Annotated in this window: 9 protein-coding genes; 5 read left to right on the top strand and 4 right to left on the bottom strand. The window is 63.9% G+C overall.

Features of this window, described 5'->3' with window-relative positions; translation table 11 throughout:
* The first annotated feature begins 14 nt into the window (after positions 1-14).
* Positions 15-566: an adenine phosphoribosyltransferase gene (locus tag AC6LJY_RS05370; RefSeq protein WP_046803090.1), complete on the top strand. Its 552-nt coding sequence runs from the start codon at positions 15-17 to the stop codon at positions 564-566.
* A 13-nt stretch (positions 567-579) separates the two neighbouring features.
* On the opposite strand, the gene AC6LJY_RS05365 is transcribed toward AC6LJY_RS05370, so the two are convergent.
* Complete coding sequence (locus AC6LJY_RS05365; protein ID WP_046803091.1) at positions 580-1,470, bottom strand: LysR family transcriptional regulator; 891 nt, start codon at positions 1,468-1,470, stop codon at positions 580-582.
* A gap of 404 nt (positions 1,471-1,874) precedes the next feature.
* Between AC6LJY_RS05365 and AC6LJY_RS05360 the strand changes: the two genes are divergently transcribed.
* Together AC6LJY_RS05360 and AC6LJY_RS05355 are read left to right on the top strand one after the other, a co-directional pair.
* Positions 1,875-2,258, top strand: a complete 384-nt coding sequence (locus AC6LJY_RS05360; protein ID WP_046803092.1) for a DUF4148 domain-containing protein — start codon at positions 1,875-1,877, stop codon at positions 2,256-2,258.
* 469 nt (positions 2,259-2,727) lie between these two features.
* Positions 2,728-3,840, top strand: a complete 1,113-nt coding sequence (locus tag AC6LJY_RS05355) for a porin (protein ID WP_104142642.1) — start codon at positions 2,728-2,730, stop codon at positions 3,838-3,840.
* A 175-nt stretch (positions 3,841-4,015) separates the two neighbouring features.
* Here AC6LJY_RS05355 and ilvA read toward each other — a convergent pair whose 3' ends face one another.
* Positions 4,016-5,524, bottom strand: a complete 1,509-nt coding sequence (gene ilvA / locus AC6LJY_RS05350) for a threonine ammonia-lyase, biosynthetic (protein WP_498135435.1) — start codon at positions 5,522-5,524, stop codon at positions 4,016-4,018.
* Between the two features lie 157 nt (positions 5,525-5,681).
* Between ilvA and AC6LJY_RS05345 the strand changes: the two genes are divergently transcribed.
* Together AC6LJY_RS05345 and AC6LJY_RS05340 are read left to right on the top strand one after the other, a co-directional pair.
* On the top strand, positions 5,682-6,218 hold the full coding sequence (locus AC6LJY_RS05345; protein ID WP_104142643.1) for a YqaA family protein: 537 nt from the start codon (positions 5,682-5,684) through the stop codon (positions 6,216-6,218).
* A 132-nt stretch (positions 6,219-6,350) separates the two neighbouring features.
* Positions 6,351-10,310, top strand: a complete 3,960-nt coding sequence (locus AC6LJY_RS05340) for a DUF3683 domain-containing protein (RefSeq protein ID WP_498135434.1) — start codon at positions 6,351-6,353, stop codon at positions 10,308-10,310.
* A 152-nt stretch (positions 10,311-10,462) separates the two neighbouring features.
* On the opposite strand, the gene AC6LJY_RS05335 is transcribed toward AC6LJY_RS05340, so the two are convergent.
* Together AC6LJY_RS05335 and AC6LJY_RS05330 are read right to left on the bottom strand one after the other, a co-directional pair.
* Positions 10,463-11,431 carry a Bug family tripartite tricarboxylate transporter substrate binding protein gene (locus AC6LJY_RS05335; protein WP_046803097.1) on the bottom strand — a complete coding sequence of 323 codons (969 nt, stop codon included), beginning with the start codon at positions 11,429-11,431 and terminating at the stop codon, positions 10,463-10,465.
* Between the two features lie 160 nt (positions 11,432-11,591).
* A complete protein-coding gene (locus AC6LJY_RS05330) occupies positions 11,592-12,311 on the bottom strand; it encodes a YggS family pyridoxal phosphate-dependent enzyme (protein ID WP_498135433.1) in 720 nt (239 codons plus the stop codon).
* Between the last annotated feature and the right edge of the window lie 59 nt (positions 12,312-12,370).

The raw sequence follows: 12,370 nt of genomic DNA, 5'->3' as shown, positions 1-12,370 counted from the left end.
CAGGCCCGCCTTTCATGCAGACCGACAACGCCGAGACCATCCGGCGCACCATCCGCAGCGTTCCGGACTGGCCCCAACCTGGTGTCATCTTCCGCGACATCACGCCCGTCCTGCAGGACCCGCGGGCGTTCCGGGTTTTGATCGATCTGTTCGTCTACCGCTATATGCGCCAACGCCTTGACCTGGTGGCCGGCATCGACGCGCGCGGCTTCATCGTGGGCAGCGTGCTGGCCTACGAGCTGAACCTGGGCTTTGTGCCCGTGCGCAAAAAGGGCAAGCTGCCTTTCCGCACCGTGGCCGAGGAGTATTCGCTGGAATATGGCAATGCCGCCGTCGAGATGCACACGGATTCCGTGCGCACCGGCCAGCGCGTGCTGCTGGTCGACGACCTGATCGCCACGGGCGGCACCATGCTAGCGGCCATCAAGCTGTTGCAGCGACTGGGCGCCAACGTGGTCGAGGCCGCCGCGATTATCGACCTGCCCGATCTGGGGGGCTCGACCAAAGTGGCCGAAACCGGCACGCCGCTTTTCACCGTCTGTCAGTACGGCGCGGCCACGCCGTAAACGTCGCTCGCGCTTAGGAATCCGACAGCCTGGGCTGGATGAAATCCAGAAACGCCTTGGTCTTGGCGGGCAGCATGCGCGAGGGCAGCAACGCAAACAACGGCAGCGGCGTGAGGCTCCAGTCGGGCAGCACCCGCACCAGCCCAGACTGCTTGATGGCGCGTTCCATCGCGTCGAACACCAGCAGCGGCGTAATGCCCAGCCCCTGGCTGGCCAGCCGCCCCAACATGCCGACGTTGTTGGCCGACAGCCTGCCTGATACCTGCACGCGTTCCACCTTGTCTCCCGAATGCAGCATCCAGAACGACGATTCCTCGCGCATGGTGGGGCGCAGGCATTCGTGGTGCGTCAGGTCGCCCGGCACGCGCGGTTCGCCATAGCGCGCCAGATAATCCGGCGACGCGTACAACTGGTGCGCCATCAGGACGATCTTGCGCGAAATCAGGCTGGAATCGGGTTGCTGCCCAAAGCGCAGGATCAGGTCGAACGGATTGCTGATCGGATCGATCGGACGCATGCTCAGATCGAAATCGCATTCGATATCGGGATGCTGCTCGCGAAATTCGCTGATGACGGCCGGCAGGAACAGCTGGGCCAGGCTGGTCGGCAGCGAGATACGCAACCGTCCCTTGGGCTGCACCGCCATGTCCAGCAACTGGTCGTGCGCGATGCGTGCTTCTTCAACAATATGGCGGCAGCGTTCGAAATAGATAGCGCCCGCTTCGGTCAGGTCGATCTTGCGCGTGCTGCGGTTCAGCAACCGCATCCCCACGCTGCGTTCCAGTTCGCTGACACGGCGCGACAGCGTGGACGTTGGAATATTCAAGGCTTCGGCGGCGTGGCTGAAGTTCTTGCGCTTGGCGACTTCGACAAAAAGCGCGATGTCGTTAAGCTGGATATCCATGGGGTCCTCGACTCTGTAAATTCCATTTCTGGCAGGTTTGTATGATAAATGGATTTATTGTCCCGCCAGCTGAAATGTCTATTTCCTTGCGCTGAATATCGTCTTCCTGGTTCGTGCTGTCCGGTTTCGCCGGGCCGGCTTGCGGCAAGCTGAACGCCCGCAAGGCTTGCCACGCCCTGGCGCCGCTGTGACGTCCCAAGACTGCGGGCACGATTGCTCAAATATTGCACCGCTGCCGCCCAGTGCATCAGGCGATTGTCCCATCCGTGCAAATATGTTCACCAAATTAAGGGTTTTTACTAAGCCGGATTTTCCAGATACTTCGTCCCAGCAATCAAACAGTCACATCGCGGCTGCCATTCTGGCGCCGGACGCTGTGCAAGGTTTAGGATGGAGTCATCACAATGAAAGCCCTAGCAACCGCACTCATGGTTACCGCAACCCTGGTTGGCATGACCGCCGCCCACGCCGATGGCAAGACGCGTGAACAGGTCCAACAAGAACTGCAAGCCGCCAAGGCCGCCGGCCAGGTCACGTTTGGTGAACTGGACTACCCGCCCGCCACGGTGCAGCAAACCGGTCTGACGCGCGACCAGGTTCAGCAAGAACTGCAAAGCGCCAAGGCCGCCGGCCAAGTCACCACCGCTGAACTGGACTACCCGCCCCGCGCCACCGTGTCGCAATCCGGTGGCAAGACGCGTGAGCAGGTCCGCCAGGAACTGGCCGAAGCCAAGGCGCGCGGCGAATACACCTTTGGCGAATTGGACTACCCGCCCAAGGGCAAGTAAGCCCGCCGATTGTTTTGTTGCACTACCCGTACCCGCTGGTCACGAAAAAAACCCCTTGAGACGCCAAGGGGTTTTTTATTCGCCGGTCATCTGTGTCGGCACGTCCAAAGCCCCGTCCAGTGTGGCGTTTTTGCCGCATAACTGGTCGGCGCGCACAACAAGTGCTGTCGGGAAATTCTGGCGCATTGAACATCGATGCGCGGCGCGCCACGCAATGGCGAGCAAACATTCGCATTTATTTTCAAGGTCTTAAGCGCACCGCCGCACTGCGCTGCACCGCTGTCGCGGCCGCATTATCCCAACCATGGAAAGTAGTTCGTCGAAATCCGTGTTACTTCGCGTTGCAGCACGCCGGACACTAGCGTCAGTGCAGACGCCGCTTGCGAATCGCAGCGGCACGCAGCAGGCCCGCCGTTTGGGCGTGGCCGTTGCGCATGCCTTTTCATCTCGCCATTTTGGGGTAACTGTTATGAAGAAGACGCTATTGGCCGTCGCGTTGCTGGCAGGCTTTGCCAGTGCCGCGCAAGCCGCCGACTCCGTGACGCTGTACGGCTTGATCGACGCCGGTATCGGCTACGAACAAGTGAAGTTCAACGGTGTGAAGCAAAGCCGTATCGGCGGCGTGCAGGGCGTGAGCAGCGGCTCGCGCTTCGGCCTGCGCGGCACGGAAGACCTGGGCGACGGCCTGCGCGCCGTGTTCACTTTGGAAGGCGGCTTTGGCCCGATGAACGGCAAGTCGGCCCAGAACGGCCGCCTGTTCGGTCGTCAAGCCACGGTGGGCCTGGACAGCGATTCCTGGGGTCGCCTGGAATTCGGTCGTCAAACGAACCTGGCTTCGAAGTACTTTGGCTCCATCGACCCGTTCTCGATCAGCTACAACACCGCCAACATGGGTACGACGTTCGGCAGCGCCAACACGATGCGCCTGGACAACATGGTGCTGTATCAAACGCCCAGCCTGGGCGGCTTCAAGGCCGGCGTCGGCTATTCGTTCAGCGCGGATGACACCGTCAGCGACACCACGCAGACCGGCTTTGCCACGGGCAACAACAACCGCGTGCTGACCGTTGGCGCGCAGTACGTGAATGGCCCGCTGAACCTGGCCGCCGCATACGACCGCTTCGACCCGACCAACGATCGCGTTGGCGGCAAGAGCGCCGCGCGCATCCAGGAATACATCGTGGGTGGTTCGTACGACTTTGAAGTCGTGAAGCTGGCTGCCGCATTTGGCCAGACGCGCGACGGCTGGTTCGTGGGCCAGAACATGGGCACCACGCCGGAAGGCATGAACAACCTGGGTTCGTTCAAGCTGGCCGATGGCTTTCGCGCCAACTCGTACATGATCGGCGCCACCGTGCCGTTGGGCCGTCACGCCATCTTCGGTTCGTGGCAGCGCGCCACCCCGGGCAACGACAAGCTGACGGGCGATGACGCCACGTTCAACGTGTACAGCCTGGGCTACACCTACGACTTCACCAAGCGCACCAACCTGTACGCGTACGCCTCCTACGGCGACAACTACGCGTTCCAGCACGACGCACGCGACACCGCCGTCGCCGTGGGCTTGCGCCACCGCTTCTAATCGGCGGGACGCCTGGCTGAACCCTGCTGAATGCGCGGCTTATCTCCGTAGGCCGCCGAGTGACAGCGAGCCCCCCTTGGGGTTCGGCCGGGCGTCCTTGACGGACAGAAGGGAAGGGCCTCCAGATGGAGGCCCTCTCGCATTGTGGGCAGCGTGTTGCGGGGTAGCGCGTCGTCTACAGGAACAGCTTGTAGGCCGGGTTCTCGGTCTCGTTCCAGTGGGGATAGCCCAGTTCGGCCACAAAAGCGCGGAACTGTTTCTTGTCGGCGGGCGGCACCTGGATGCCGATCAGGATGCGGCCATAGTCGGCGCCCTGGTTGCGATAGTGGAACAGGCTGATGTTCCAGTCCGGATTCATCGCGTTCAAAAAACGCATCAGCGCGCCCGGGCGCTCGGGGAATTCAAAGCGGTACAGCAGTTCGTTGCGCGCCAGCGCCGACCGGCCGCCCACCATGTGGCGCAAGTGCGTCTTGGCCATTTCGTCGTGCGTCAGGTCCAGCGTGTCAAAACCGTGGCGGCGGAAATTGGCGGCGATCTTGTCGGGCTCGGCGGCCGAGGACACCTGGATGCCCACGAACACATGCGCGCGGTCCGCATCGGAAATCCGGTAGTTGAACTCGGTCACGCTGCGTTCGCCCACCAGTTCACAGAAGCGGCGGAAGCTGCCGCGTTGCTCGGGCATGGTTACGGCGAAGACGGCTTCGCGCATTTCGCCGACTTCGGCGCGTTCAGCCACAAAGCGCAGGCGGTCGAAGTTCATGTTGGCGCCGCAGGCGATCGCTACCAGCGTCTTGCCCTTCAGGTGGTGTTCGGCGGCGTATTGCTTGGCGCCGGCCACGGCCATGGCGCCCGCCGGTTCCAACACGCTGCGCGTGTCCTGAAAGACGTCCTTGATCGCGGCGCAGATCGAATCCGTGTTGACCACGACAAAGTCGTCCACGTATTGACGCGTCAGCTTGAACGTTTCGGCGCCCACCATCTTGACGGCGGTGCCGTCCGAGAACAGCCCGACGTCATTGAGCTGCACGCGGCGGCCGGCACGCACGCTGCGCAGCATGGCGTCGGAGTCTTCGGTCTGCACGCCGATGATCTTGATTTCGGGGCGCAACTGCTTGATATAGGCCGCCACGCCCGAGATCAATCCGCCGCCGCCGATGGCCACGAAGATGGCGTCGATGGGGCCGGGGTGCTGGCGCAGAATTTCCATGCCCACCGTGCCCTGGCCCGCGATCACGTCGGGGTCGTCAAAGGGGTGGACGAAGGTCAGCTTTTCTTTTTTCTCAAGGGCTTGCGCGTGTGCGAAGGCGTCGGTGAAGCTTTCACCGGCCAGCACCACTTCGCCACCGAGGCGGCGCACCGCGTCCACCTTCACTTGGGGGCTGGTCGTGGGCATGACGATGACGGCGCGGCAGCCCAGCCGGCTGGCGGCCAGCGCCACGCCCTGGGCATGGTTGCCGGCCGACGCTGCGATCACGCCGCGGTTCAGCGCGGCGGCCGGCAGGTTGGCCATCTTGTTATAGGCGCCGCGCAGCTTGAAGCTGAACACAGCCTGGGTGTCTTCACGCTTGAGCAGCACCGTGTTCGACATGCGCGCGGACAGCTGGGGCGCCACCTCCAGCGGCGATTCCACCGCCACGTCGTAAACCTTCGAAGTCAGGATGCGTTTCAGATAATCAGTGGACATGGGCCGCGCAAAGAAGCAAAAGTGAGGATTGGGCGAGATTATTGCAGGGAAAGCCGCGTCGCCGGACAGGTTTATGGTTGCGATGCCGCGACGTGGACGCGCGGGCCGGTTCGATTCCTGATCGTCATTTCCCTGCGCGCGGCTACACTCGCTCCTCATGGAAGAAAGCCTCTTATCCGCTGTTCACTGGTTGCTGGGAATGTTGGCGCTGCCCTCGGTGGGCCTGTCCGCCATCTTCACGGTGTCGCTGATATCCGCCACCTTGCTGCCGCTGGGCTCCGAGCCGGCGGTGTTCGGCTTCATCAAGTTGGCGCCCGACATGTTCTGGCCCGCCATCCTGGTGGCTACGGCCGGCAACACGGTGGGTGGGGCGATCAGCTACTGGATGGGCGTGGGCGCCGAAAAAGCCGTGCAACGGTGGAAGGAAAAACACCCGCATCCGCATCCGGACGCCACCGAGGGCGGGCGCATGCGCGGCCGCTGGAACGAGCGCGCGCATGACTGGCTGCACCGCATGGGTCCTCCCGCGCTGCTCTTGTCGTGGCTGCCCGCCGTGGGCGATCCGTTGTGCGCCGTCGCCGGCTGGTTGCGCTTGTCGTTCTGGCCGTGCGTGCTCTATATGGCCATCGGCAAATTCCTGCGCTACCTGGCCATGACGGCCAGCCTGCTGTGGTTCTTCCCAGGCCAGATCTAAGCACCGACTTTCAATTTAATCGGGGACGGTACATACCGTTTTCCCCGCGCCATTGGCCGGCTTCCTAAGGGTATTAGGGGTCAAGTCCGGCCAATGGCATAAAATAATTTTTTATGGGCCCCTCTTGCCGCCATGAACGCCCCTCTCGCTAGCCACATCTTGAACGGGGCGATGCCGCCCGCCGCTCCCGCGCGATTGCGCGAAATCCCCTACAACTACACGTCGTTTTCCGACCGCGAGATTGTCGGCCGGCTGTTGGGCGATGACGCCTGGAGCCTGCTGTCCGACCTGCGCGGTGAGCGCCGCACCGGCCGCTCCGCGCGGATGCTGTACGAAGTGCTGGGCGATATCTGGGTGGTGCGCCGCAACCCGTACTTGCAGGATGACCTGCTGGACAACCCCAAGCGCCGCAAGCAGCTGATCGACGCGCTGCATCACCGCCTGAGTGAAATCGATCGCCGCCGCGAGCCGGGTTCGCCCACGGAAGAAGGGCACGACCCGCATCGCGATGAAAAGGTCGTCGGCTTGCTGGCCCGCGCCCGTTCCGCCATTGCCGCCTTCGAAGGCGAATTCGACCAGACCACCATGATGCGCAAGCAGGCGCAGAAGGTGCTGGGCCGCATCACCGCGCGCGACAACATCAAGTTCGACGGCCTGTCGCGCGTATCCCACGTGACGGACGCCACCGACTGGCGCGTGGAATACCCGTTCGTGGTGCTGACCCCCGATTCCGAAGACGAAATCGCCGCGCTGGTCACTGCCTGTATCGAACTGGGCCTGACCATCGTGCCGCGCGGCGGCGGCACCGGCTACACGGGCGGCGCCATCCCGCTGACCTGGAAGTCGGCCGTCATCAACACCGAGAAATTCGACAAGCTGGGCAAGGTCGAATCCTGTATCTTGCCGGGCCTGACCGAGCCCGTGGCCGTCATCCATGCTGGCGCCGGCGTCGTCACCAAGCGCGTTTCCGAAGCGGCCGAGGCCGCCGGTTTCGTGTTCGCCGTGGACCCGACTTCGGCCGAAGCCTCGTGCGTGGGCGGCAACATCGCCATGAACGCGGGCGGCAAGAAGGCCGTGCTGTGGGGCACCGCGCTGGACAACCTGGCCTGGTGGCGCATGGTGGACCCGGACGGTAACTGGCTGGAAGTCACCCGCCTGGAACACAACATGGGCAAGATCCATGACGTGGAAACGGCGCGCTTCGAACTCAAGTGGTTCGACGGCAAGGGCAAGCCCGGCGAGCGCCTGCTGAGAACCGAGCTGCTTGAAATCAAGGGCCGGGTGTTCCGCAAGGAAGGCCTGGGCAAGGACGTTACCGACAAGTTCCTGGCAGGCTTGCCCGGCATTCAGAAAGAAGGCTGCGACGGCCTGATCACGTCGGCGCGCTGGGTGCTGCACCGCATGCCGCGCCACACGCGCACGGTCTGTATGGAATTCTTCGGGCAGGCGCGCGACGCCATCCCGTCGATTGTCGAGGTTAAGGGCTATCTGGACGGCGAAGGCAAGGCGCGCGGCGCCATCCTGGCCGGCCTGGAACACCTGGACGAGCGCTATCTGCGCGCGGTCGGCTACGCCACCAAGAGCAAGCGCGGCGTGCTGCCCAAGATGGTGCTGATCGGTGACATCGTTGGCGACGATGACGACGCCGTGGCGGCTGCCGCCAGCGAAGTCGTGCGCCTGGCCAACACGCGCCATGGCGAAGGCTTCGTGGCCGTCAGCCCCGAGGCGCGCAAGAAGTTCTGGCTGGACCGCTCGCGCACCGCCGCGATTGCGCGCCACACCAACGCCTTCAAGATCAACGAAGACGTGGTGATCCCGCTGCCCCGCATGGGCGAATACACGGATCACATCGAACGCATCAACATCGAACTGTCGACCAGCAACAAGCTCAAGCTGCTGGGCGCGCTGGATGCCTACCTGTGCACGCCGCTGCCGGTGGGCAAGGCCGACGACGCCGATATCGAAAGCACCCGCGCCGAAGTGCTGGCGGACCGCACGCGCCAGGCGCTTGAGCTGCTGGGCAGCGTGCGCCAGCGCTGGCAATGGCTGCTGGACAACCTGGACCTGCCGCTGGCGCAGGCGCTGCCCGAACTGCAAGCACTGGGCCTGGGCGACGTCCAAGCCACGCTGACCGACCGCCTGGCCGCGCAGCCCACCGCGCGCGTGTTCGACGTGGTGCAGGACCGCACCATCCGCGTGTCCTGGAAGACCGAAGTGCTGGCCGGCCTGCAACGCACGTTCTCGGGCGCGTCGTACAAGAAGATCGTCGACGAACTCATCGCCATCCACGGCCGCGTGTTGAAAAGCCGCGTGTTCGTTGCGCTGCACATGCACGCCGGCGACGGCAACGTGCACACCAACATCCCGGTCAACTCGGACGACTACGAAATGCTGCGCGAGGCCCATCAGGCCGTCGACCGCATCATGCAGATCGCCCGCGACCTGGACGGTGTGATCTCGGGCGAACACGGCATCGGCCTGACCAAGTACGAATTCCTGACCGAAGCCGAACTGGCGCCGTTCCAGGACTACAAGCGTCGCGTCGACCCCAACGGCCACTTCAACGCCGGCAAGCTGATGCCGGGCGCCGACCTGCGCCACGCCTGGACGCCCAGCTTCAACCTGATGGGCCACGAGTCGCTGATCATGCAGCAAAGCGACATCGGCGCCATCTCGGAATCCATCAAGGACTGCCTGCGTTGCGGCAAGTGCAAGCCGGTGTGCGCCACCCACGTGCCGCGCGCCAACCTGCTGTATTCGCCCCGCAACAAGATCCTGGCCACCTCCTTGCTGGTGGAAGCCTTCCTGTACGAAGAGCAGACCCGCCGCGGCGTCAGCCTGAAGCACTGGGAAGAATTCGAAGACGTGGCCGACCACTGCACGGTCTGCCACAAGTGCTACAACCCCTGTCCGGTCGATATCGACTTTGGCGACGTGTCGATGAACATGCGCGCCGTGCTGCGCCGCATGGGCCGCAAGTCGTTCAACCCGGGCACGGCCAGCGCCATGTTCTTCCTGAACGCCAAGGACCCGGCCACCATCAACGCCACGCGCAAGGCGATGGTGGGCGTGGGCTACAAGGTGCAGCGCGCGGCGCACGACCTGTTTTCGGGCCTGGTGAAAAAGCAGACGGCCAAGCCGCCGGCCACCGTGGGCAAGCCGCCGCTGCGCGAGCAGGTCATTCACTTCGTGAACAAGAAGATGCCCGGCGGGCTGCCCAAGCAGGCGGCGCGCAAGCTGCTGGACATTGAAGACGCCAACTACGTGCCGATCATTCGTGACCCCAAGGCCACGAACGCCGACACCGAAGCCGTGTTCTATTTCCCCGGCTGCGGTTCCGAACGCCTGTTCTCGCAAGTGGGCCTGGCCACGCAAGCCATGCTGTGGCACGCCGGCGTGCAGACCGTCTTGCCGCCGGGCTACCTGTGCTGCGGCTACCCCCAGCGCGGCAACGGCATGACCGACAAGGCCGAGCAGATCATTACCGACAACCGGGTGCTGTTCCACCGGGTCGCCAACACGCTGAACTACCTGGACATCAAGACCGTGGTGGTCAGCTGCGGCACCTGCTACGACCAGCTGTCGGGCTATGAATTCGACAAGATCTTCCCGGGTTGCCGCCTGATCGACATCCACGAATACCTGCTGGAAAAGGGCATCAAGCTGGAAGGCGCCAAGGGCGTGCGCTACATGTATCACGACCCCTGCCACACCCCGATGAAGCTGCAAGAGCCGATGAAGACGGTTCGCGCGCTGGTCGGCGACGAAGCCATCAAGAGCGACCGCTGCTGCGGGGAATCGGGCACGTTGGCGGTCAGCCGGCCCGACATTTCCACGCAGGTGCGCTTCCGCAAACAGGAAGAGCTGCTCAAGGGCGACGCCGCGCTGCGTGGCGACGGCTTCGCGGGCGACGTAAAGGTGCTGACGTCCTGCCCGTCGTGCTTGCAAGGCTTGTCGCGCTATGAAGGCGACGTCAAGATGGAAGCCGACTACATCGTTGTCGAAATGGCCCGCCACATCCTGGGCGAAGGCTGGATGGAAGACTACGTGAAACGCGCCAACGCCGGCGGCATCGAGCGCGTGCTGGTGTAAGGCGGCCAGCGCTTGGCCCCATGAAAAAACCCGCGTTCATCGCTGAACGCGGGTTTTTTATTGCCTTGCCGAATCCACGCAATACGCATCAGGGCATCATGCATCGCGGATCGCGAATCACGCATCACCGATCACAGATCACGGATTGCGGATTACTCCAGCTTGATATTGGCCTTCTTGATCACGTCGGCCCAGGCGCTGCGCTCTTGTTCGGCATAGGCCTTGAAGTCCTGCGCGGACATCGGCATCGGGATCACGCCCATGTCCAGCATCTTTTGCGACACGGCGGCGCTTTTCAGCGTGGCGTCCAGATCGGCCGACAGCTTTTTCACCACCGCTTCCGGCACGCCGGCCGGGCCCACCAGGCCTTGCCAGGCGTAGGCCGTGAAGTTGGCCACGCCCTGTTCCGCCATGGTCGGCGTGTCGGGCAAGACCGACACGCGTTCCGGCGTGGCGGCGGCCAGCACGCGCAGCTTGCCGGCCTTGACGTTGGGCAGGCCCGAGGCCAGGTCGATGAACATCACGTCCACCTGTCCGCCCAGCAGGTCCTGAATGGCGGGGGCCGCGCCCTTGTAGGGCACGTGCAGCAGGTTGGCGCCGGTGCGCTGCTTGAACAGTTCAAGCGCCAGATGGTGCGGCGAACCCGCGCCGGCCGATGCGGCGGTCAGCTTGCCCGGCTCTTTCTTGGCGGCATCCAGCACGTCCTGCACCGACTTGTATGGCGAATTCACGTTCACGGCCAGCAGCAGCGGAAACTTGGCAATGCCGCCGATGTAGGTGAACTTGGCCGGGTCGTAGGACAGCTTGGCGTACAGCGACGAGTTGAACGCCAGGGTGCCCGAGTCCGCCGTGCCCACCATGTAGCCGGTGGGGTCGGCCTGGGCGATGGCGGTGGCGCCGATGATGGTGGCCGCGCCGGGGCGGTTTTCCACCACGATGGTCTGGCCCAACGATTTTTCCAGGCTGCTGGCGACCGTACGCGCCACCACATCGGTGCCGCCGCCGGCCGGGTACGGCACGATCCAGCGGACGGGTTGCGTGGGCCACGATTGGGCGGATGCCGTGGCGGCGGCCAACGACAGGGTGGCCAGCGCCAACAGGCGCCGTGTGGAATGTTGCATGGGGTGTCTCCTCGTGCGGGATCAAAGTTTGAGCGCGACGCGGGCGGTCGTGTTCTGCGCCGTCGGTTCGCGTCGCTATTTTTTGCGCCGCTATTATGCTCGCGTTCGACGTGAAAAGGGGGCCGTCTGGCCCCCCGTTTTCCCGCATCACGTGGCCCCGTTACTGTGGGTCGGGGTAGGTGCGGGCGCCGAATATCGCCGTGCCGATGCGCACTTCGGTCGAGCCTTCCTCGATAGCCAATTCGAAATCGCCGCTCATGCCCATCGACAGGCGGTCCAGCGACACGCCCTCGATGTTTTCGGCGCGCAGGCTGTCGCGCAGCGTGCGCAGGGCGCGAAAGCAGGCCCGCACTGGTTCCGGATCGGGCGAGTTGACGGCCAGCGTCATCAGCCCCTTGACGTGCAACGTAGGAAATTCCGCCGCGATGCGCCGCAGGAACGCCGACACGTCTTGAGGCGCCATGCCGAACTTGCTGGGCTCGGAAGACGTTTTCACCTGCACCAGCACGTCCAGCGTGCGGCCTTCGGTCAGCAGGCGGCGATGCAAGGCTTCGGCCAGGTCGACGCGGTCCAGCGATTGCACTTCGGCGGCGTCGCGCGCGGCGTCCTTGGCCTTGTTCGTCTGCAAATGGCCAATCAGCACCCATTGCAGGCCCTGGCCGGCCAGCGCTGCCGCCTTCTGTCGGATTTCCTGCGTTTTGTTCTCGCCAAAACGCGTCATGCCCAGCGCCATGGCTTCGCGGATCGCGTCCACCTCGAAGGTCTTGCTGACGGGCAGCAGCACTACGCTTTCCGGGCTGCGCCCGGCCCGCGCGCAGGCGTCGGCGATGCGTTGGTGGATGTGGGCAATGCGCCCGGCCATGGTGTCTTCGACGGTCATGCAGCTCTCTTGCAGGAACAGGATGTCCCATAGTGTAGGACTGCGCGCGCTCGTTTCGC

Source organism: Achromobacter sp. RT286_PF (assembly GCF_059760425.1).
Note: the sequence above shows the minus strand (reverse complement) of the source record. Positions and strands in the feature narration are given on the sequence as shown.